Source organism: Knoellia sp. p5-6-4 (assembly GCF_029222705.1).
Lineage (GTDB): Bacteria > Actinomycetota > Actinomycetes > Actinomycetales > Dermatophilaceae > Pedococcus_A.
The window spans coordinates 678,052-699,799 of the sequence record NZ_JARGZF010000001.1 but is presented as its reverse complement, the minus strand read 5'-3'; the positions used below and the strand labels follow the sequence as shown (position 1 = coordinate 699,799).

At 72.6% G+C, this 21,748-nt stretch carries 18 protein-coding genes; 16 read left to right on the top strand and 2 right to left on the bottom strand.

The features are described from left to right. Positions 1-96: 96 nt before the first annotated feature. The 10 genes from smc (at position 97) to P2F65_RS03250 (ending at position 13,913) form a co-directional block, all read left to right on the top strand. A complete protein-coding gene (gene smc / locus P2F65_RS03295) occupies positions 97-3,675 on the top strand; it encodes a chromosome segregation protein SMC (RefSeq protein WP_275804118.1) in 3,579 nt (1,192 codons plus the stop codon). Between the two features lie 106 nt (positions 3,676-3,781). Further along, positions 3,782-4,099, top strand: coding sequence for a hypothetical protein (locus P2F65_RS03290; RefSeq protein WP_275804116.1), 318 nt, complete (start codon positions 3,782-3,784; stop codon positions 4,097-4,099). A 102-nt stretch (positions 4,100-4,201) separates the two neighbouring features. Continuing rightward, on the top strand, positions 4,202-5,422 hold the full coding sequence (gene ftsY, locus P2F65_RS03285; protein ID WP_275804114.1) for a signal recognition particle-docking protein FtsY: 1,221 nt from the start codon (positions 4,202-4,204) through the stop codon (positions 5,420-5,422). Positions 5,423-5,427: 5 nt separating this feature from the next. Then, positions 5,428-6,456, top strand: a complete 1,029-nt coding sequence (locus P2F65_RS03280) for a hypothetical protein (protein WP_275804113.1) — start codon at positions 5,428-5,430, stop codon at positions 6,454-6,456. A 10-nt stretch (positions 6,457-6,466) separates the two neighbouring features. After that, positions 6,467-7,114, top strand: coding sequence for a maleylpyruvate isomerase N-terminal domain-containing protein (locus tag P2F65_RS03275; RefSeq protein WP_275804111.1), 648 nt, complete (start codon positions 6,467-6,469; stop codon positions 7,112-7,114). Positions 7,115-7,287: 173 nt separating this feature from the next. Then, a complete protein-coding gene (locus tag P2F65_RS03270) occupies positions 7,288-8,673 on the top strand; it encodes an ammonium transporter (RefSeq protein WP_275804108.1) in 1,386 nt (461 codons plus the stop codon). After that, positions 8,670-9,008 (top strand): P-II family nitrogen regulator, encoded by a 339-nt coding sequence (locus P2F65_RS03265; RefSeq protein ID WP_275804106.1) that lies wholly within the window; start codon positions 8,670-8,672, stop codon positions 9,006-9,008. Before P2F65_RS03270 ends, P2F65_RS03265 begins: the two co-directional genes overlap by 4 nt. 5 nt (positions 9,009-9,013) lie before the next feature. Beyond that, on the top strand, positions 9,014-11,386 hold the full coding sequence (locus P2F65_RS03260; RefSeq protein ID WP_275804104.1) for a [protein-PII] uridylyltransferase: 2,373 nt from the start codon (positions 9,014-9,016) through the stop codon (positions 11,384-11,386). 67 nt (positions 11,387-11,453) lie between these two features. Further along, positions 11,454-13,067 carry a signal recognition particle protein gene (ffh, locus tag P2F65_RS03255; protein WP_275804101.1) on the top strand — a complete coding sequence of 538 codons (1,614 nt, stop codon included), beginning with the start codon at positions 11,454-11,456 and terminating at the stop codon, positions 13,065-13,067. 216 nt (positions 13,068-13,283) lie between these two features. Further along, entirely contained in the window at positions 13,284-13,913 is a 630-nt protein-coding gene (locus P2F65_RS03250; protein ID WP_275804100.1) for a hypothetical protein, read from the top strand. 114 nt (positions 13,914-14,027) lie between these two features. Here P2F65_RS03250 and P2F65_RS03245 read toward each other — a convergent pair whose 3' ends face one another. After that, on the bottom strand, positions 14,028-14,681 hold the full coding sequence (locus tag P2F65_RS03245; RefSeq protein WP_275804099.1) for a hypothetical protein: 654 nt from the start codon (positions 14,679-14,681) through the stop codon (positions 14,028-14,030). A 323-nt stretch (positions 14,682-15,004) separates the two neighbouring features. On the opposite strand from P2F65_RS03245, the gene P2F65_RS03240 reads away from it, so the two are divergent. Next, on the top strand, positions 15,005-16,105 hold the full coding sequence (locus P2F65_RS03240) for an amidohydrolase family protein (RefSeq protein ID WP_275804098.1): 1,101 nt from the start codon (positions 15,005-15,007) through the stop codon (positions 16,103-16,105). A 13-nt stretch (positions 16,106-16,118) separates the two neighbouring features. Here P2F65_RS03240 and P2F65_RS03235 read toward each other — a convergent pair whose 3' ends face one another. Further along, on the bottom strand, positions 16,119-17,045 hold the full coding sequence (locus P2F65_RS03235) for a sulfite exporter TauE/SafE family protein (RefSeq protein WP_275804097.1): 927 nt from the start codon (positions 17,043-17,045) through the stop codon (positions 16,119-16,121). 324 nt (positions 17,046-17,369) lie between these two features. Between P2F65_RS03235 and P2F65_RS03230 the strand changes: the two genes are divergently transcribed. From P2F65_RS03230 to P2F65_RS03210, 5 genes are read left to right on the top strand one after another with little or no spacing between them, the layout of a single operon-like run. After that, positions 17,370-18,413 carry a sulfate ABC transporter substrate-binding protein gene (locus tag P2F65_RS03230; RefSeq protein WP_275804095.1) on the top strand — a complete coding sequence of 348 codons (1,044 nt, stop codon included), beginning with the start codon at positions 17,370-17,372 and terminating at the stop codon, positions 18,411-18,413. Further along, complete coding sequence (gene cysT / locus P2F65_RS03225) at positions 18,370-19,308, top strand: sulfate ABC transporter permease subunit CysT (protein ID WP_345803670.1); 939 nt, start codon at positions 18,370-18,372, stop codon at positions 19,306-19,308. Before P2F65_RS03230 ends, cysT begins: the two co-directional genes overlap by 44 nt. Continuing rightward, positions 19,305-20,111 carry a sulfate ABC transporter permease subunit CysW gene (gene cysW / locus P2F65_RS03220; protein ID WP_275804091.1) on the top strand — a complete coding sequence of 269 codons (807 nt, stop codon included), beginning with the start codon at positions 19,305-19,307 and terminating at the stop codon, positions 20,109-20,111. The genes cysT and cysW overlap by 4 nt, the downstream gene beginning before the upstream one ends. Then, the gene (locus P2F65_RS03215) at positions 20,108-21,118 is read left to right on the top strand and encodes a TOBE-like domain-containing protein (protein WP_275804090.1); all 1,011 of its coding nucleotides are present in this window, start codon (positions 20,108-20,110) and stop codon (positions 21,116-21,118) included. Before cysW ends, P2F65_RS03215 begins: the two co-directional genes overlap by 4 nt. A gap of 37 nt (positions 21,119-21,155) precedes the next feature. Then, positions 21,156-21,629, top strand: coding sequence for an Rrf2 family transcriptional regulator (locus tag P2F65_RS03210; RefSeq protein ID WP_345803645.1), 474 nt, complete (start codon positions 21,156-21,158; stop codon positions 21,627-21,629). Positions 21,630-21,748 lie beyond the last annotated feature (119 nt).

Genomic DNA, 21,748 nt, shown 5'->3' with positions numbered 1-21,748 from the left:
GCCCTGCGCGTCCCGGGGCCGACGTGCCCCCGCCGGTACAGTGATCCGCGATCCGCAGCCCGCCTGCACCGCAGTCACCGAGGAGCCGAGCCGCTCGTGTACGTCAAGAGCCTGACCCTGAAGGGCTTCAAGTCCTTCGCCTCGGCGACCACCATGCGCCTCGAGCCGGGCATCACCTGCATCGTCGGCCCCAACGGCTCCGGCAAGTCCAACGTCGTCGACGCCCTCGCCTGGGTCATGGGGGAGCAGGGCGCCAAGAGCCTGCGCGGCGGCAAGATGGAGGACGTCATCTTCGCGGGCACCGCCGGCCGCGCCCCGCTCGGGCGCGCCGAGGTCTCCCTGACCATCGACAACAGCGACGGCGCCCTCCCGATCGACTACACCGAGGTCACCATCGCGCGGACCATGTTCCGCAACGGCGGCTCCGAGTACGCCATCAACGGCACCCCCTGTCGCCTGCTCGACGTGCAGGAGCTGCTCTCCGACTCCGGCATCGGCCGTGAGATGCACGTCATCGTCGGCCAGGGCCAGCTCGACACCGTGCTGCGCGCCACCCCGGAGGAGCGCCGCGGGTTCATCGAGGAGGCCGCCGGCGTCCTCAAGCACCGCAAGCGCAAGGAGCGCGCGCTGCGCAAGCTCGACCAGATGGAGGCCAACCTCACCCGGGTCACCGACCTCACCGGTGAGATCCGCCGCCAGCTCGGCCCCCTCGGACGCCAGGCCGAGGCCGCCCGCAAGGCCGCCGTCATCCAGGCCGACGCCCGCGACGCCCGGCTGCGCCTGCTCGCCGACGACCTCGTCCAGCTGACCACCACCCTCGAGCAGGAGGTGGCCGACGAGAGCGCCCTGATCGCCCGGCGCACCGAGGTGGAGGAGAACCTCGCCGCGGTGCGCGACCGGCTGGCCGCCCTCGAGCGCGAGGCCGAGGAGGCCCGGCCGCTGGCCACCCGGGCGCAGGAACGCTGGTTCGCCCTGCAGTCGCTGCGCGACAAGCTCACCTCGACCCAGTCGTTGGCGGCCGAGCGCGTGCGCCTGCTCAGCCAGGACACCCAGGACGAGACCACCTCCGGCCGCGACCCCGAGGAGCTGCGCCGGCAGGCCGCCGAGGCCCGGCGGCAGGAGGAGGCGCTGCTCGCCGAGGTGCGGCAGGCCAAGGACGAGCTGCAGGCCGCGGTCGAGCGGCGCGCCGCCGCGGAGAAGGCGTTCCAGGAGGAGCAGCAGCGCCTCCAGCGCCTCGCCCGGGCGGCCGCCGACCGCCGCGAGGGCCTGGCCAAGCTGCAGGGCCAGGTCGGCGCCCGGCGCAGCCGCATCGAGGCGGGCGAGGCCGAGATCGGGCGCCTGCGCGGCATCGGCGAGCAGTCGCTCGCCCGGGCCGCCGCGGCGGAGAAGGAGTTCGCCACCCTCGAGGCGTCGGTCGCCGTCGAGGAGGAGGGCGAGGAGGGCCTCGACTCGGCCTACGAGAGCGCCGAGGCCGCCCTGCAGAGCGCCGAGGCCGAGGTCGAGCGCCTGCGCGAGGAGGAGCGCACGGCCGAGCGCGACCGCACCTCCGCCGCGGCGCGCCTCGAGGCACTCGAGATGAGCCTGAGCCGCAAGGACGGTGCCGCGACGCTGCTCGCCGCGGCCGAGGAAGGCCAGGACCACGGCATCGTCGGCTCCATCGTGTCGCTGCTCCAGGTGAACGGAGGCCACGAGGGCGCCGTCGCGGCGGCCCTCGGCTGGGCGGCCGACGCGCTCGCCGTCGAGTCGGTCGACCACGCAGCCCGCGCGCTGACCACCCTGCGCGAGGAGGACGCGGGCCGGGCCGCCCTGCTCGTCGGCCAGACCGCCGTGCCCGGCGACCCGTCGCAGTGGCCCGCCCTCCCGCCGTATGCCGTGTGGGCCCGTGACGTCGTCGAGGCGCCCGCCGGGGTGCGCCCCGCGGTCGACCAGCTCCTCGACCGCGTCGCCCTCGTCGAGACCGCCGAGCAGGCCGCCGAGCTGGTGGGCCGTGGCCGGGGCGTCACCGCCGTCACGGCCGAGGGCGACGTCTTCGCCCCGGGCTGGGTGCGCGGCGGCAGCAGCTCGGCGCCGAGCCTCATCGAGATCCAGTCGGCGGTCGACGAGACGCGCGAGCGGGTCGCCGACGCCACCCGCCGCGGCGAGCAGGCGCGGTTCGCGCTGGCCGCGGCCCAGGAGAAGGCGCGCGAGGCAGCCGAACGGGTGGAGCAGGCGCTGGAGGCACTGCACGAGTCGGACGCCCGCATGTCCGCCGTCGTCGAGAAGCTCGGCCAGCTCGGCGCCACGGCCCGGTCGGCCAAGGCCGAGGCCGAGCGCACCGAGAAGGCCGTGGCCGACGCCACCGCTGCCCTGGACAAGGACCGTGCGGAGCTCGCCGCCCTCGAGGAGCGGCTCGCCGAGGCCCAGGCCCAGCCGGAGGAGGTCGAGGAGCCCTCCACCGACACGCGCGACGGGCTCGAGCTCGCCGCCAGCCAGTCCCGCACCGCCGAGACAGAGCTGCGCCTGACGCTGCGCACCCGCGAGGAGCGCGCCAGGGCCCTGCACGGCCGCGCGGACTCCCTCGAGGGGGCCGCCCGCAACGAGCTCGCCGCCCGGGAGCGCCTGGCTGCGCGGCAGGAGCGGCGCCGGCGCGAGGCCGCCGTCGCCGAGGCGGTCCGGATCGGCGCCACGCACGCCGTGGAGCACCTGGCCGGCGCGCTCGAGCTGGCCGCCGGCCGGCGCACCCGCGCCGAGCAGGAGCGCACCGAGCGCGACCAGGCGCTGGCCCGGGTGCGCCGCGACATGGCCGCCCTCCAGGACGACCTGCGCGAGCTCACCGACAGCGTCCACCGCGACGAGGTCGCCCGCACCCAGCAGCGGCTGCGCATCGAGCAGCTGCAGGCCAAGGCCGTCGAGGAGCTCGGCATCGACCCCGAGGTGCTCATGGAGGACTACGGCCCGCACCAGGTGGTGCCGCACGTGCCGGGTCCCGACGACGACCCCGACAACCTGCCCGAGCCGGCGCCGTTCGTGCGCGAGGTGCAGGAGAAGCGGCTTCGCAAGGCCGAGCGGGCCCTGGGCGCCTTGGGCAAGGTGAACCCGCTGGCCCTGGAGGAGTTCGCCGCGCTGGAGGAGCGGCACAAGTTTCTCACCGAGCAGCTCGAGGACCTCAAGAGCTCCAAGCGCGACCTGCTCGACATCGTCCGCGAGGTCGACGAGCGGGTCGAGCGGGTCTTCACCGAGGCCTTCCACGACACCGCCGCGCAGTTCGAGCAGGTCTTCAGCCGCCTCTTCCCGGGCGGCGAGGGCCGGATCCTGCTCACCGACCCCTCGAACATGCTCACCACCGGCATCGAGGTCGAGGCGCGGCCGCCGGGCAAGAAGATCAAGCGGCTGTCGCTGCTCTCGGGCGGCGAGCGCTCACTGGTGGCGGTGGCCCTGCTCGTGTCGATCTTCAAGGCCCGCCCGAGCCCGTTCTACATCATGGACGAGGTCGAGGCAGCGCTCGACGACGCCAACCTCGGCCGCCTCATCACCCTCTTCGAGGAGCTGCGCGACTCCAGCCAGCTCATCGTCATCACCCACCAGAAGCGCACGATGGAGGTCGCCGACGCGCTCTACGGCGTCACCATGCGCGGCGACGGCGTGACCACCGTGGTGTCGCAACGGATCCGTGACGTGGCGGCACAGAGCGCCTGAGGAGCCCTCCCAACTGCGCATCTGCGCGCCGTCGGCGACGTGACGTGGCCCACCCCTGCGGCGGGTCGATTTGAGGATGGCCGCCCGGTCGGTCACCCTTGGAGGCATGGTTGCGCTGATCGTGGGAATGCTGCTGTGCGTCGGTCTGGCCCTCGCGGTCGTGGCGCTGGTCGCCATCCCCGCGCGGCGGCAGGGTCGCGACGTGCTCACCCCACAGGGGGAGGAGATCGTGGCGATGGCCAAGGAGCGCACCCAGGACGCCCTCGACAAGACCGGCGAGGCGCTCGTGGCCACCAAGGACAAGGTGAGCGAGTCGATCGCCGGCGCTGCCCCCACCGGCACCGCGCCCCGTGAGACGGCCCCCGCCGCACCCGCCCCGGCGGCTCGCGACGCGCAGGACACCCCGGCCCGCAGGGCCAGCTAGCCCACCCCTGAGGGGTGCCGGGTCCGCCCGGCCCCATCCGCATGACCTGAGGCCGCCCCACGGGGCGGCCTCGCGCGCTCCCACCCGACGGGCTCTGAGAGGATGGCACGCGTGATCGATCAGCTGTGGGAGTACATCGCCGTCGCCGTCGGCATCCTCGTCATCCTCGGTGGCGTGCTGCTCGGCCTGCTGCGGGGCCGAGGCGGGCGGGGCAAGAGCCTGCCGACCGCCCCACCGGAGGAGCGGGAGATCCTGCCCGGGGTCGGCGACGACGCCGAGGAGCCACGTGACGCGCCCAAGCGCTCGATCGAGGACGCCGGCGGTGTCGACACCCTGCCGCGGCCCGACGAGGCGGAGGTGCTGCCGGAGCCCGCGCCGACCCCCACCATCGAGCGGCCCGAGGCCCCGGCCGGCCGCCTCAAGCGCCTGCGCGCCCGACTCGCACGCTCCAACTCCGCGCTCGGCCAGGCCCTGCTCGGCCTGCTCAGCCGTGGTGGGCTCGACGAGGAGGCGTGGGAGGACGTCGAGGACACCCTGCTCGCCTCCGACCTCGGCGTGGAGGCCACCACCGAGCTGGTCGAGTCGCTGCGCGCCAAGGTCAAGGTCGAGGGCACGACCGACGAGGCCACCGTGCGGAGCTGGCTCCGCGAGGACCTGCTCACGCTCGTCGACCCGTCGATGGACCGCACCATCGCCTCGAGCCGCGTCGAGGGCCGTCCCGCGGTCGTGCTCGTCGTCGGTGTCAACGGCACCGGCAAGACCACCACGGTCGGCAAGCTCGCGCGAGTGCTCGTCGCCGAGGACAAGGACGTCGTCCTCGGCGCCGCAGACACGTTCCGCGCCGCGGCGGCCGACCAGCTCGAGACCTGGGGCGGCCGCGTCGGCGTGCCGACGATCCGCTCGGACCGCGACGGGGCCGACCCTGCCGCGGTGGCGTTCGACGCCGTCAAGGCGGGCGCCGAGATGGAGGCCGACGTCGTGCTCATCGACACGGCCGGCCGGCTCCACAACAAGGTCGGGCTCATGGACGAGCTCGGCAAGGTCAAGCGCGTCATCGAGAAGCAGTCGCCGATCGACGAGGTGCTGCTCGTCCTCGACGCCACCACCGGCCAGAACGGCCTGCGCCAGGCGGAGGTGTTCGGCGAGGCGGTGAACGTCTCGGGCATCGTGCTGACCAAGATGGACGGCACGGCCAAGGGCGGCATCGTGGTCTCGGTGCAGCGCAAGCTCGGGGTACCGGTCAAGCTCGTCGGTCTCGGGGAGGGCCCTGACGACCTGGCCCCCTTCGACCCCGAGGCATTCGTCGACGCGCTCATCGACTGAGCCTCGTGGCCAGGGGGGTGCGCCTGGCGGCGACGACGGTGGTCGCCGCCGCAGTCGTTTCCGGTGTGCCGCGGGCTGCCGCAGCGGCTGACGACACCTTCCGCATCACCGACGACCGCGTCACGGAGTCGTCGGGCCTGGCGCTGAGCCGCGCCCACCCGCACACCGTCTGGACGGTCAACGACTCCGGTGACACCGCCCGGGTCTTCGCCGTCGACACGCGGACGGGCCGGACGCTGGGGGTGCACCGGTTCGGCGCCCCGGTCTGGGACGTCGAGGCCCTGGCCATGGACCCCGACGGCCGGATGCTCGTGGGCGACCTCGGCGACAACACGGGGTCGCGCGAGCTCGTGAGGGTCTTCTGGTTCGACGAGCCGGCGCTGGGGGAGACCTCGGGCGGCTGGGCGTCGTGGGAGCTGGCCTACCCCGACGGCCCGCACGACGCCGAGGCGCTGGCCGTCCACCCGCGGACGGGGCGGGCGTACGTCGTCACGAAGGGGAGGCCCGGTGGCGTCTACGCCCTGCCGGCGCGGCCGAGCCGACAGCGGGTCAACCGGCTGGAGCGCATCGGCCCGGCGCCGTCGATGGTGACCGACGCGGTGTTCCTGCCCGACGGCTCCGGCCTGGTGGTCCGCACCTACACCCATGCCCTGCTCCTCGACGGGAAGACCTTCCTCCAGGTCGCGAGCAACCGGCTGCCGCTCCAGCCGCAGGGCGAGACGGTGGCTGTGGCGCCGGGTGGTGAGGGGCTGCTGGTCGGCAGCGAGGGCCGCCGCTCCGTGGTGCAGCGGGTGCCGGTGCCGGCCCGGGCCACGCCCACCTCCAGTCCGCCCGACCTGCCGGACCCGGACGTCAGGGTGGAGGTGCGCGAGACGCCACTCGACTTCTCCCACCTCAGGGCCGAGCCCGAACCGTCCCCTGCCGAGCGGGTCGGTGACGTGCTGCTCGGCCCCGCCGGCGTGGCAGTGGGCCTCCTCTGCGTGGGCGCGCTGGTCGTGCTGCTCCGACGGACTCGGCGCGACGGGTCGCACTAGGGTCGGCCCCATGACGCTCGATCCGCACGCCGCCGCGTTCCTGTCCGCCGTCTCGCAGTCCTGGGAGCTGGCGTCGTCGCCTGAGGTCCTGCAGGCGTGGGGGCAGGAGAGCTCGTGCGCCGGGATGACAGTGGGCGGCCTGGCCCACCACCTGCTCAACCAGGCCGTCAACACGGCGAGAGGCCTGCGTGTGGACCCCGGCGGTTCCCCGGAGCCCATCGCCCTGCTGGAGCACTACGCCCGCGCCGCCTGGGTCGAGGCGGCCCCGGACGACGAGGTCAACGTCGGCATCCGCGAGAGCGACAACGAGCGCGCCCTCGCAGGGCCGGACGCCGTGCTGGCCCAGGCCCGCGAGCACGTCGACGCCCTGCCGGACCTGCTTGCCGCGCCGCGGGACCCGGACACCATCTTCATCCCCTGGCAGGGCTGGTCGCTGACGACGGCCGACTTCCTCACCACGCGGATGATGGAGATGGTCGTGCACGGCGACGACCTCGCCTCCAGCGTGGGCCTGCCGACTCCCACGTATGCCGACGACGTCGTCGGGCCGGTGCTGAGCCTGCTCACCGGGGTCGCGGTCCGGCGCCACGGGCAGACGGCCCTGGTGCGCGCACTGGCCCGCCCGCAGCGGGCACCCACCAGCGTCTCGGCGTTCTGAGCGGGGCCGGCCGCACGGCATACCGCTGTCTGCGTGCCGAGGGGACGGCCGGATCCCACGATGCGAGACCAGTGGCCGTCCGTTACCTGATGCTTACGACCGGCGCCCGCCGCTAACACGGCTGTAACACGCAGCCGCACGCCCTGAAACGGCGCTCGCCCACAGTTCTGGGCATGACTACAGCACCAGAGATCAACGAGGCCGCGACAGCCTTCATGCTCGTCGCGGCCTCCATGGTCCTCCTCATGACACCGGGGCTCGCGCTGTTCTACGGCGGGATGACGCGAGCCAAGTCCGTCCTCAACATGATGATGATGTCGTTCGGCGCCATGGGCGTCGTCGGCGTCGTCTACATCCTCTGGGGCTACTCGATGTCGTTCGGCCCCACCAACATCGCCGGCCTCTTCGCCAACCCGTTCGACCGCTTCGGCCTCAAGGGCCTGCTCGACGACGGCAACGGCAACGTCCCCCTCGTCGACGTCTTCGGCGCCGGGGTCTACATCCCCGAGATCCTCGTCGCCGGGTTCCAGCTCACCTTCGCGGTGATCACCGTGGCGCTCATCAGCGGCGCCATCGCCGACCGCGCGAAGTTCGGCACCTGGCTGGCCTTCGCCGCGATCTGGGTGACCCTGGTCTACTTCCCGATCGCTCACATGGTGTGGGGCGGCGGCCTGCTCTCCGGAAGCGAGGACGGCATCGCAGCGAAGCTGTTCGGCGTCACCGACGGCGCGGCGAGCTTCGCCCCCATCGACTTCGCCGGTGGCACCGTGGTGCACATCAACGCCGGTATCGCCGGCCTGGTGCTGGCCCTGATCGTCGGCAAGCGGTTCGGCTTCGGGGCGCAGGCCATGCGCCCGCAGAACGTGCCGATCGTCATGCTCGGCGCCGGGCTGCTGTGGTTCGGCTGGTTCGGCTTCAACGCCGGCTCCGAGCTGGCGGCCGACGGCCTGGCCTCCGTCGTTTGGGTCAACACCGTGGCGGCCACCTGCGCGGCGATGCTCGGCTGGTTGCTCGTGGAGAAGCTGCGTGACCGCCACGCCACCTCCATCGGCGCCGCCTCCGGTGTCGTCGCCGGCCTGGTCGCCATCACGCCGGCCTGCGGCTCGCTGTCGCCCGTCGGCTCGCTCGTCCTCGGTGTCGTCGCCGGCGCCCTGGCGGCCCTGGCGGTCGGCCTGAAGTACCGCCTCGGCTACGACGACTCGCTCGACGTCGTCGGCGTGCACCTGGTGGCCGGACTGTGGGGCACCGTCGGCGCCGGTCTGCTGGCCACCGAGACGGGCCTGTTCTACGGCGGTGGCGTCCAGCAGACGGTCGTGCAGCTCGTCATCGCGCTGGTCTGCCTGCTCATCTCCGGTGCGCTCACGGCGTTGATCGGCCTGGCCCTCAAGGCCACCATGGGCTGGAGGGTCACCCGTGACGTCGAGACCGACGGCATCGACCAGGCCGTGCACGGCGAGTCCGCCTACGACATCGGCGGCGTCTCGGGCGGCCGCTTCGGCAGCGGTGCAGTCCCGACCACGGTGCCCAGCGCCAAGACCCCTGAGGGAGCGTCAGCATGAAGCTCGTCACGGCCATCATCAAGCCCCACCAGCTCGACGCGGTGAAGGAGGCCCTCGAGGCCTACGGCATCTCGGGCATGACCGTCAGCGAGGCCTCCGGCTACGGGCGCCAGCGCGGCCACAGCGAGGTCTACCGTGGGGCGGAGTACACGGTCGACTTCGTGCCCAAGGTGCGCCTCGAGGTGCTGGTCGACGACCTCGACGCCAGCAGCGTGGTCGACGTCATCCTCAAGACGGCGCAGACCGGCCGCATCGGAGACGGCAAGATCTGGACCGTCCCGGTCGAGGACGTGGTCCGGGTGCGCACCGGCGAGCGCGGCGCAGAGGCGCTCTGAGCCGTATGACGACTGGGCTGAGCGGGCTGGCGGCCCTGCGTCTCGACCTGGCCGGCGCCCGGGGCTTCGACGCCCCGGGCGCCGGTCCGGCGCGACGGCAGGGCATGGGGGAGCTGACGCGGGAGTGGCTCGTCTCCATCTGGGACGAGGCCATGGCCGGCCGGCCGCAGGAGGGGATCGCCCTCGCCGCGGTCGGCAGCCTCGCCCGCGGCGACTCCGGGCCGTTGAGCGACCTCGACCTCGTGCTGCTGCACAACGGCCGGTCCCTGGGCGGGGAGGACGTCGGTGAGGTGGCCGACCGGCTCTGGTACCCCATCTGGGACGCGGGTATCCGGCTCGACCACAGCGTGCGCACCGTCAACCAGTGCCGGACCGTCGCCGGCGGCGACCTCAGCGCCGCCGTCGGCCTGCTCGACCTCGCCGGGATCGCCGGGGACCCGGGCGTGGTCGCCTCGACCCGCTCGGTCATCGCCCACGACTGGCGCGCATCGGCCCGCAAGCGGCTTCCGCAGCTCGTCGACGGCCTGCGACTGCGGCATGCCCGGCACGGTGACCTCGCCCAGTCGCTCGAGCCGGACCTGAAGGAGGCCCGCGGGGGTGTGCGGGACATGACCGTGCTGCGGGCGCTGGCCGAGGCCTGGCTGGCCGACCGGCCGCACGGCGACGTCGACGAGGCGCACCGGGTGCTGCTCGACGTCCGCGACGCGGTGCACGTGGTGACCGGCCGCGGCCGCGACCGGCTGAGCCGGGAGGACCACGACGCCGTGGCGGCGCTGCTGGGCCACCGCGACGCCGACGACCTGCTCACCGCGGTCTCCACGGCGGCCCGCACCGTGGCCTATGCGCTCGACGGCACAGTCCGGCGGGCCGGGCAGGCCCAACGGGCCCGGACCCTGCGCGTGGGGCCGCGCAGACCCCGCCTCAACCCCCTCGGCTACGGGCTCTTCGAGCACGACGGCGAGGTCGTCCTGGGGCCGCGCAGCGCGGTCGCGAGCGACCCCCTGGTGCCGCTGCGGGCAGCGGTGGTCGCTGCGCGGCACAGCCTGCCCATCGCGCCGACCACCCTGGCCAACCTCGCGCGGAGCGCGCCGATGCTCGCCGACCCGTGGCCCGAGGCGGCCCGCGACCTCTTCGCCGACCTGCTGTCCGCGGGGCCGGGGCTGGTGCAGGTCTGGGAGGGGCTGGACCAGGCCGGCGTCATCGACGCCTGGCTGCCCGAGTGGACGGCGGTGCGGTCGCGGCCGCAGCGCAACGCGGTGCACCGGCACACCGTCGACCGGCACCTCATCGAGACGGTGGTGCACGCCGGTGGGCTGGTGCGCCGGGTCGCGCGGGCCGACCTGCTGCTGCTCGGCGCCCTCCTGCACGACATCGGCAAGGTCCGCGGGGCGCACGACCACTCGGCGGGAGGGGCGCCCGTCGCCACCGCCATCGCGACCCGGATGGGCTACCCGGCCTCGGACGTCGAGGTCGTGACGACCCTGGTGCGCGAGCACCTGACCCTCATCGAGCTCGCCACGCGCCGCGACCACCAGGACCCGCGGACGGCCGCAGCGGCACGCGCCGCGGCGGGCGGTTCGCAGGACGTGTTCGACCTGCTGCTCGCCCTGACCGAGGCCGATGCCTGTGCCGCCGGCCCGCTCGCCTGGACGGACTGGCGGGCCACCCTGCTGCGCCAGCTCGCCGATGCGGTGGGTGCCGGGTGGGACGCCGACGCACCTGTCGCGGCCGCCGGCGAGGCACGGGTCACCGACGAGGACCTCCAGGCCGTCGCTGCGGGGGAGCCGCGCGTCGTCGTCCGCCCGCAGGGCGGCGCCTACCGCATCGACATCTTCGACCGCGACCGGCTGGGACTGTTCGCTGACACCGCGGGCCTGCTCGCGGCATACGGCCTGGTGGTGCGCACGGCGATCCTGCGCACCCTCGACGGCCTGGCGGCCAACGAGTGGCACGTGGAGTGCCCAGGTGGCGACGCCCCCGACGCCGAGCGGATCGCGCGCGGGCTCGCGCGGCTCGCCCAGGGTGACCGTGCACCGCTGTCGCTGCTCGACCGCCGGCGCCAGTTCGCCGGGCCGCCCAGCGCGCAGGCGGGGTCGGGCGCGCCGGGGCAGGCCCGCGCCCTCGTCGTGCCGCACGCGTCGGAGGAGGCGACGGTGCTCGAGGTGCGGGCCCAGGACCGCCCGGGGCTGCTGCACGAGCTGGGGGTCGCCTTCGCCAAGGCCGGGCTGTCGGTGCGCTCCGCGCACATCGCCACGTATGCCGGGCAGACGCTCGACACCTTCTACCTCACCGAGTTCGGTGGCCGGCTGCTCTCGCCGGCCAAGGTGGCGCAGACGGTGGCGGCGATCATCGACACCTGTGACGGCGGTGCGGAGTAGCCCACCGCCGTCACGGGCAGGGGCTGGTGGTCAGAGCGGCCCCGCCGTGGCGGTTAGGCTGTGACCCGTGTTCGCCAGCCTTTCCGACCGCCTGACCGCCACCTTCAAGAACCTCCGGCACAAGGGGCGGCTCACCGAGTCCGACATCAACGCCACGATCCGGGACATCCGGCTCGCGCTGCTCGACGCCGACGTCGCGCTGCCCGTGGTGAAGCAGTTCACCTCGGCCATCCGCGAGCGGGCGCTGGGGGCGGAGGTGTCGCAGGCGCTGAACCCGGCGCAGCAGGTCGTCAAGATCGTCAACGAGGAGCTCATCGCCATCCTCGGTGGCCAGACGCGGCAGCTGCAGCTCGCCAAGACGCCGCCGACGGTCATCATGCTCGCCGGTCTGCAGGGCTCGGGAAAGACCACGTTCGCGGGCAAGCTCGGCGCCTGGCTGAAGGAGCAGGGCCACACGCCGCTGCTCGTCGCCGCCGACCTCCAGCGCCCGAACGCGGTCACCCAGCTCGAGGTCGTGGGGGAGCGCGCCGGCCTGCCGGTCTACGCGCCCGAGCGCGGCAACATGGGCGGCCACGACGCCGTGCTCGAGTCCGGCGAGGGCACGCGGTCCTTCGGTGACCCGGTCGCCGTCTCGCGCCAGGGCATCGAGCAGGCACGGGCCCGCCAGCACGACGTGGTCATCGTCGACACCGCCGGTCGCCTGGCCGTCGACGCCAACCTCATGCAGCAGGCCGCGGACATCCGCACCGCGATCGCGCCCGACGAGGTGCTCTTCGTCATCGACGCGATGATCGGCCAGGCCGCGGTCGAGACGGCCCAGGCCTTCCAGGAGGGCGTCGACTTCACCGGTGTCGTGCTCTCCAAGCTCGACGGTGACGCCCGCGGTGGTGCCGCCCTGTCGGTGGCCTCGGTCACCGGGCGACCGATCATGTTCTCCTCGGTCGGCGAGGGCGTGAAGGACTTCGAGGTCTTCCACCCCGACCGGATGGCCTCACGCATCCTCGACATGGGTGACGTGCTCACCCTCATCGAGCAGGCCGAGAAGGCGTTCGACCGCGCCCAGGCGGCCGAGATGCAGCGGAAGTTCCTCGCCGAGGAGGACTTCACGTTCGACGACTTCCTCAGCCAGATGGCCGCCATCAAGAAGATGGGGTCGCTGAAGTCGATGCTCGGGATGATGCCGGGCATGGGCCAGATGCGCGCCCAGCTCGACAACCTCGACGAGCGCGAGTTCGACCGGGTCGAGGCCATGGTGCGCTCCATGACGCCGTTCGAGCGCACGCACCCCAAGCAGATCGACGGCTCGCGCCGCGCCCGCATCGCCAAGGGCTCGGGCGTGCAGGTCTCAGAGGTCAACGCGCTGCTCGAGCGGTTCACCGAGGCGCAGAAGATGATGAAGCAGCTCGCCCGCGGCGGCGGCATCCCGGGTATGCCGGGCATCCCCGGCATGGGTGGCGGCGGCCGCAAGGGCAAGCAGCAGCCGCAGCGCAAGAAGTCCAAGTCCGGCAACCCCGCCAAGCGCGCGGCCGAGGAGAGGGCTGCCGCGGAGAAGGCCAAGGCAGCCCGGACCTCCGGTGGCGGAGCCTTCGGTGCCGGCGGCCCCGGTGACGGGGACGGCGGCATACCGGACCTCGACCCCGCGAACCTGCCGAAGGGCTTCGAGAAGTTCCTCGGCCGCTGACCGCGACCCCGCACCTTTATCGGGTCACCCGACAAAGGTGCGCTTCACCCCAGGTGGCACCTCGGGTGAAGTGACCGCTCATCGGGTCACCCGATAAACGGTCAGCGGGTGGGGGGCGCTGACAAAACGGGTTCAACGGGACGGACCGGCTCAGCCGTTCGGACCGATCGCCCGGTGCTGCTCGCGAGGGGAGCGGATCGGTCCTAGCGTCGGCGCGTGGGGTTCACACTCGACGAGGCAATCGCGCTGGCCGACAGCGCGCACCGGGGGGTCGTCGAAGCCGGTCGGCGTCGCGGTGGCGAGCGCCAGCGTGCCGTGCGGCGGCTGGCGGAGGCGGCCGGCTACGGGCCGGTGCACCAGATGGTGGCGGTGCTCCACGACGACGACGAGGAGAGCGGTCTGGGCCCGCTGCTCCTCGAGCGGGCACGCGACCGGGGCGCCCCTGACGACGTCCTGACCGGCCTGGAGAGCATCACCCGGCGGCCGGATCCTGCCGGACCGGGCGGCTGGGAGCCCTACCTCGACGGGCTGGTGGCGAGGGCAGCCACGCACGACGTCGGACGCGTGGTCACGCTGCTCGACGGGCTGGTGGCGATGCTGCCCTGGCACGCCCAGGAGCCTGTCGAGGCGTGGCGCCTGGTCGTCGAGCTGCGTTACGTGCCCGCCCAGGCGACGCTGCTGGCCGCCGAGGCCCTGCGCCGGGCCGACGGCCTCGCGGGGCCCTTCCCCGTCGAGCGCGGGGCCTTCGTGCGCTGGGGCATCGCCCTGGAGACCCGCACCCGGCGGCAGGACCCGCTCGCCGCGCTCGGGCAGCGGCTGCAGGACGACGGCGGCGTGGGCGCCTGACCGGCCTGCGCGGTGCCGGAGCGGACATCGAGGCTCCTCTGGAGGGGGTCACCGAGGCCCCCGCCCGGCACGGGCGGGGGCCTCAGTGACCTCCCTATCGGTTCTCCTACGAGGTCAGGGTGTGGTGCCGACGTTCGTCGGGACCTCGTAGAAGCGCAGCTGGGCGACCTTCAGGCCGGCGTTGTCGTAGGACCAGAAGTAGTCCGCGAGGTCACGGTCGAACAGGAACTCACGGGTGTCGCAGACCATGTCGCCGTCGGTGTCGAGGCAGAGCGAGAGCAGCTCCTTCGAGACGTTGCTGAACCGCGACTTGCCGGTGCTGCGCACCAGGACCATGTTCTCCGTGGAGCAATAGGTCTCGCCGTCCTCGTCGAAGCAGGTCGTGGTCACCGACGAGCCTCCCGGCTTGCCGAGGGCGCGGGCGTAGACGCTGTAGGCCGTCACGCCGTCGCCGTCGGGGTCTGGGTCGGGCAGCGTGAACTGGGCCCCGTCGCCGTCGAAGCAGTTGCCGTCACCCACGCCGTAGTCGCCCTCGCCGAGGTTGATGCGGCAGCTGCCCTGGTTCGGCACGAAGATGGTGTGGCGGTTGGTGCCGTCCATCGACGCAGTCTTGGCGTTCTCGACGCCGATGACGTTGAGCGTGTAGTGAGCGCCGCTGGGCGCTCCGTTGCCGGGGCCGCCCTCGGGCGCGCCCGAGGCAGCGGGTGTGGCGATGAGCGCTGCGGCGAGTGCGGTGCCGAACGCGGTCAGTTTGGAAGCGAGACGCACAATGACCCTCCCTGGATGTCCGCCGGGCACCGTGCCGCGGCGGTTGTATCTGGCGGTTTGCGCGAGAGTCCCCCCTTTTGGACCCCCTCGATCACTGTCCCGTGGGCAGGACTGCGATCTCTGGCACGCTAATGAGTTCGTGTGTGGATGCCTATGGTGGCTTTCGCATTGGGGGTAGTTGGCCGATCTGCCGTGGCCCGTTCTCCTGAGGCGTTCGGTCCGCTTCTCCGGCTGTTCGACCCGAGTTGCCGGTTATGCGTGACACGGGTATCTGGCCGCGCCGCCATGGGCTGGCGGGAGTGGGGCTCGGTAGGGTCGCGGACATGACGGCGACGGCGACGGTGCTGCACCTCAAGGGACCGGTCCTGGTCGGACCGGACGACGTACGAGCCGAGGCCTGGGTGGTGGGCGGCACGGTGACGTTCGACCGGCCCGCCGCCGCCGGTGGCGACGTGCAGACCGTGCGCGGGTGGGTGCTGCCCGGCCTCGTCGACGCCCATTGCCACGTGGGGCTCGACGCCCACGGCGCCGTCGACCGCGAGACCGCAGAACAGCAGGCGCTCGGTGACCGCGCGGCCGGCACGCTGCTGATCCGCGACGCCGGGTCCCCGTCGGACACCCGCTGGATCGACGAGCGGGACGACCTTCCGAAGGTCATCCGCGCCGGCAGGCACATCGCGCGCACCCGCCGGTACATCCGCAACTACGCCCACGAGATCGAGCCGGAACAGCTCGTCGAGCGGGTGCGGATCGAGGCCCGGGCCGGTGACGGCTGGGTCAAGCTGGTGGGCGACTGGATCGACCGCGAGGTCGGCGACCTGACCCCCTGCTGGCCGGCGGACGTGCTCAAGGACGCCATCGCGGCCGCCCACGAGGAGGGGGCGCGGGTGACGGCCCACTGCTTCGGGGAGGCCTCGCTCTACGACTTCGCCGCGGCCGGCACCGACTGCATCGAGCACGCCACCGGTCTCGAGCCGGCGACCATCGAGCAGTTTGCCGCCCAGGGCATCGCCATCGTGCCGACGCTGGTCAACATCGCCACCTTCCCGGCGATCGCGGAGGCGGCCCGCGAGAAGTTCCCCGCCTACCACCGGCACATGCTGGCCCTGCACGAACGTCGCCACGAGACCGTCCGCGCCGCCCACGAGGCGGGCATCCCCGTCTACGTCGGCACCGACGCGGGTGGCTCGCTGCCTCACGGGCTCGTGGCGCAGGAGGCCGCCGAGCTGGTGGCCGCCGGGCTCACGCCCGTCGAGGCCCTGCGGGCCGGGGTGTGGGGGGCGCGGGAGTGGCTGGGCCGCCCGGGGCTGGAGGAGGGTGCGGACGCCGACCTCGTGGTCTACGGGGCGGACCCCCGTGACGACGTCGGCGTCCTGGCCCACCCCGAGCTGGTCGTGCTGCGCGGCCGGCCCGTCCGGGGCTGAGCCCGGCCCGGGATCAGACGGGGTCGGCCACAGCGACCCGTCCGTCGCTCGCGAGGGCGGGTGCGGGGGACTGGGCGCGCTCCGCCCGGTAGGCGCGCACGGAGTAGGTCACCGCACCGATCCACATCGCCCAGATGAGCGCGTACACCAGGTACCTGGTGCTCGTGCCGGCGTCCAGCCAGTCGCTGAGCAGCAGCGTCCGTGCGTTGGTGAGGATGATCAGCCCGCCGACGAGCGAACCGAGGACCCGAGGCGGGACGTGGCGCACGAGCCACGCGGCGATGGGTGCCGCCACCATGCCTCCGGCAAGCAGGGCCAGGGCCCAGGCGGCGTTGACGCCTGCGGTGCCGAGGGCCAACAGGAAGCCGATGCTGGCGGCGACGGACACGAGGAACTCGCTGGTGTCGATGGACCCGATCGTCTTGCGGGGCTCGAGGCGACCGCTGGCCAGGATCGCGGGTGTGCCCACCGGGCCCCAGCCGCCGCCCCCGGTGGCGTCGACGAATCCGGCGAAGAGCCCGAGGGGGCCCAGGAAGCGGGCCCGCAGCGGCGTGCCGAGACGGTCCTGGCGCAGCCCCCGGACGGTGAACCGACCCAGGACGTAGAGGCCCAGGGCGAGCAGGATCAGCGACATCACAGGCTTGCCGACCGAGGTGTCGAGGTGGGAGAGGAAGGTCGCGCCGGCGAAGGCCCCCACAGCCCCCGGGATGCCGATCTTGAGGACCACCCGCCAGTCGACGTTGCCGAACTTCCAGTGCGCGGCGCCCGAGACGAGCGTGGTGCCGATCTCCGCGAGGTGCACGGTGGCCGAGGCCGCAGCCGGGCTGGTGCCCACCGCCAACAGCAGGGTGGAGGACGTCACGCCGTAGGCCATCCCCAGGCTGCCGTCGACCAGCTGGGCACCAAGGCCCACGATCGCGAGCAAGATCAGCTTGCGCATCAGAACTCCCCTCGTTGGCGGCCACACAAGGCGCCACTACTCCTATAGGTCTTATAGGAGTATGGCGACGAAATGCGTGGGGGCAATCCACCGTCGGCCGTATCTCGCATGCTGAGTACGACGGAGGTGCTGCCTAGTGCCGAGGTGGGAAGGCCTCATCCTGCAAGCGTTCTGGTCAGCCAGCATTCGAGATGGCCCGGGTGGGTGGTTGACCCCCGGCCGCATGGGCGAAGAAACTCCTACTTGTCATATAGGACTAGGGGGAGACGAGGAAGTCTCGGGCCGTCTTGGCTTCTCCCCGACGAGGGGCACCAGGGAGATCACATGCAACGCACACCAGCCGTAGCGCTGGGCGGCATCTTTGCCGCCTCCGCCCTCGCGCTGTCCGCCTGCGCCGGAGGCGGGTCCGCCGACACGGTCGCCGCAGCACGGAGCGGCCCGGCAGCCGCCCAGGGCAGCGGGGGCACCATCAACCTCTATGCGTACGCCGTCCCCAAGGTCGGCTTCGACAAGGTCATCCCCGCGTTCAACGCGACCGAGGCGGGCAGGGGTGTGGCCTTCCAGCAGTCCTACGGCGCCTCGGGCGACCAGTCGCGCAAGGTCGAGGCGGGCGCGGCCGCCGACATCGTCAACTTCTCCGTCGAGCCGGACGTCACCCGCCTGGTCGACGCCGGGCTCGTCGACAAGGCCTGGAACGCCGGGGAGCACAAGGGCATCCCGTTCGGCTCCGTCGTCACCATCGTCGTCCGCAAGGGCAACCCCGAGGGCATCGAGGACTGGGACGACCTGCTCAAGCCCGGCATCGAGGTCGTGACGCCCAACCCGTTCAGCTCGGGCTCGGCGAAGTGGAACCTCCTGGCCCCGTATGCCGCGAAGAGCGCGGGCGGGAAGGACGCCAAGGCGGGCCTGGCCTACATCTCGTCGCTCGTGCAGGACCACGTCAAGATCCAGCCGAAGTCGGGCCGCGAGGCGACCGAGGCCTTCCTCCAGGGCAGCGGCGACGTCCTGCTCAGCTACGAGAACGAGGCGCTGTTCATCGAACGCGGTGGCGACCCGGTCCAGCACGTCACGCCACCGCAGACCTTCAAGATCGAGAACCCGGTGGCGGTGCTGGGCAAGAGCCCCAACGCAGCCAAGGCCAAGGCCTTCAACGACTTCCTCTACACGCCCGAGGCCCAGCGGCTGTGGGCCGAGGCGGGCTTCCGCCCCGTCGACGCCTCGGTCGCCCAGGAGTTCGCGAAGGACTTCCCCGAGCCGCAGCGGCTGTGGACCATCGAGGACCTCGGGGGCTGGAAGGCCGTGAACGACTCGCTGTTCAAGAAGGATGTCGGCTCGATCGCCGTCATCTACGACGAGGCCACCCGGTAGGGCCCTGATGTCGACCCAGACCCTGGTTGGCAGGGACGCGCACCCCCACACCCTCCCCGCGTCCCTGCCGCCAGCTCCCTCGCCCTGGTCCCGGGCCCGGTGGCCCGGGGCGGGGCGGGCCCTCGGCGTTGGCGTGGTGTCCCTGTGGTTGAGCCTCATCGTGCTGCTGCCGCTGGCCGCGCTGACGGTGGCGTCCTTCGAGGAGGGGCTCGCCGGCTTCTGGGAGGCGGTGACGGCGCCGGTGGCGCTGGCCTCCCTTCGCGTGACCGTCGGCGTCTCCGTCGTCGTCGCCCTGGTCAACGCCCTGATGGGCACGCTCATCGCCTGGGTCCTGGTCCGCGACGACTTCCCCGGCAAGCGCATCGTCAACGCCCTCATCGACCTGCCGTTCGCGCTGCCGACGATCGTCGCGAGCATCGTGCTGCTCTCCCTCTACGGCCCGAGCAGCCCGGTGAACATCCACCTGAACGCGACCCAGGGAGGACTGGTGGTGGCGCTCGCGTTCGTCACGCTGCCGTTCGTGGTGCGCTCCGTCCAGCCCGTGCTCATCGAGGCCGACAGGGAGGTGGAGGAAGCGGCGGCGTCGCTGGGTTCTGACAACTGGACGACGTTCCGGCGGGTGGTGCTGCCGACGCTGATGCCGGCCATCGTCAGTGGCACGGGGCTCGCCTTCGCCCGCGCGATCGGGGAGTACGGCTCGGTCGTCCTCATCGGCGGCAACATCCCGCGGGAGACCCAGGTGGCCTCGCAGTACATCCAGCAGCAGATCGAGATCGACCGGCCGGTCAACGCCGCGGCCGTCTCGGTGGCGCTGCTCGCGATCGCCTTCCTGACCCTGTTCCTGCTGCGCCTCTACATCAGCCGCGCCCAGCAGCGAGAGGAGAGTGCCGAATGAGGACCTCCCGCACCGCCCAGCTCACCCTGCGCACCATCGCCCTGGGGTACCTGTTCGGCCTGGTCGCCGTGCCCATCGCGGTGATCCTCTGGCGCGCCTTCGGCGACGGGCTGATGCCGTTCCTCGAGTCGGTGCGCACCCCTGCGGCCATCTCGGCGCTGAACCTGTCGCTGCTCATCGTGGCCATCGTCGTCCCGCTCAATGTCGTGTTCGGCGTCGTCACCGCCATCGCGCTCGTGCGCTGGCGGTTTCCCGGCCGGGGCCTGATACAGGCCGTGGTGGACCTGCCGTTCGCCGTCTCGCCCATCGTGGTCGGCGTCTCGCTGATCATGCTGTGGGGGGTCCACGGGTGGTTCGGGGGCCTGGAGTCCACCGGTCTCCGGGTCATCTTCGGCATCCCCGGCATGGTGATCGCGACCATCTTCGTGACGCTTCCCTTCGTCGTGCGGGAGGTCGAGCCGGTGCTGCACGAGATCGGCACCGACCAGGAGCAGGCCGCCGCAACGCTCGGCGCCTCCGCCCGGCAGACCTTCTGGCGGATCACGCTGCCGGCCATCCGATGGGGCCTCACCTACGGGGTGGTCCTCACCATCGCGCGGGCGCTGGGGGAGTTCGGCGCCGTGATCATGGTGTCCTCCGGCTTCCCCGGCGTCTCGCAGACGCTGACCCTGCTCGTGCACTCGCGCTACATCGACGACCACAACACCTTCGGGGCCTACGCCGCCGCAACCGTGCTCATGGGCCTTGCGCTGGTGACCCTGCTCGGAATGACCCTGCTCGACCGGAAGAGGAGCACCTCATGATCACTGTCACCGGCGCCCGGAAGAACTACGGCAGCTTCGCCGCCCTCGACGACGTGAGCCTCGACATCCCCGCGGGCTCGCTGACCGCCCTTCTGGGCCCGAGCGGGTCGGGCAAGTCGACGCTGTTGCGTTCGATCGCCGGCCTGGAGGCCCTCGACTCGGGCCAGGTCGTGATCGACGGGCAGGACGTCACCCTCGTCCCGCCGCAGAAGCGGGGGATCGGCTTCGTCTTCCAGCACTACGCGGCCTTCAAGCACATGTCCGTTCGCGACAACGTCGCCTTCGGGCTGACCATTCGCAAGCGGCCGAAGAAGGAGATCGACAGGAAGGTCGACGAGCTGCTCGAGATCGTCGGCCTCGCCGGGTTCCAGCACCGCTACCCGGCCCAGCTGTCCGGCGGGCAGCGCCAGCGGATGGCGCTGGCCCGGGCCCTTGCGGTCGATCCCGGCGTGCTCCTGCTCGACGAGCCGTTCGGCGCGCTCGACGCGAAGGTGCGAGCCGACCTGCGTCGGTGGCTGCGTCGGCTGCACGACGAGGTCCACGTGACGACGGTGCTCGTCACCCACGACCAGGAGGAGGCGCTCGACGTGTCGGACCGCATCGCGGTCCTGAACGCGGGCCGCATCGAGCAGGTGGGCACCCCCGACGAGCTGTACGAGCAGCCCGCAAACGACTTCGTCATGTCGTTCCTCGGATCGGTCGCCAACCTGGGCGGCACCATGGTGCGCCCGCACGACATCCGGCTCGAGCGTGAGGCCACCGTGACAGCGCTCTCGCCGGGGGAGCAGGCACCGACGCGGGTGCGGGCCACGGTCGAGCGCATCGTGCGGTTGGGCTTCGAGGTGCGGGTCGACCTCGTCGACGACGCCAACGGTGAGCGATTCGCCGCCCAGATCACCCGGGTCATGAGTGACGCCCTCGGCCTGCGACCCGGGGAGACCGTGCACGCCAGTGTGCCCGCCGAGGACGAGCGAGGCAGGCAACTGGGTCGCACGCTGGCTGTGTAGGCCGGTGCGGCGACGTCCCGCGCCCTCGTACGCCACAATGCGTGCCGTGGACATCTCGGCGCGCACCGAATATGCGATCAGGGCGATGCTGACCCTCGCCGAGGCGTCGCTGACCCGGGCGGGCCCGGTGAGCGTCGAGAGCCTCGCGACCCGCCAGGACCTGCCCCGCAAGTTCCTCGAGGCGATCGTCTCGGACCTGCGTCGGGCGGGGCTGGTGGTGAGCACGAGGGGGGCCCGCGGCGGCTACTCCCTGAGCCGCGAGCCGGGGCAGATCAGCCTGGGAGACGTCTTCCGCGCCGTCGACGGCCCGCTGGCGGAGGTGCGTGGCCTGCGGCCGCACGAGACCCGCTACGAGGGGGTCGCGCAGCACCTGCCGACGGTGTGGGTGGCGGTGCGGGCGAGCCTGCGCCAGGTGCTCGACGAGACCAGCCTGAGCCAGGCCCTCTCCGGTGAGCTCCCCGCCTCGGTGCGGGCGCTGGCCGAGGCGCCGGACGCCTGGCGGAACCGCTGAGGCCGCGACCGGGCGCCCTGCCGCGTGGTCAGGGCACCGGCCGGCGTCTGGCAGAATGGTCGGCTGTACCCGTCCGGCCAGCACCCTCTCGGCAGGACCGGACGCCTACACCGAGCCCC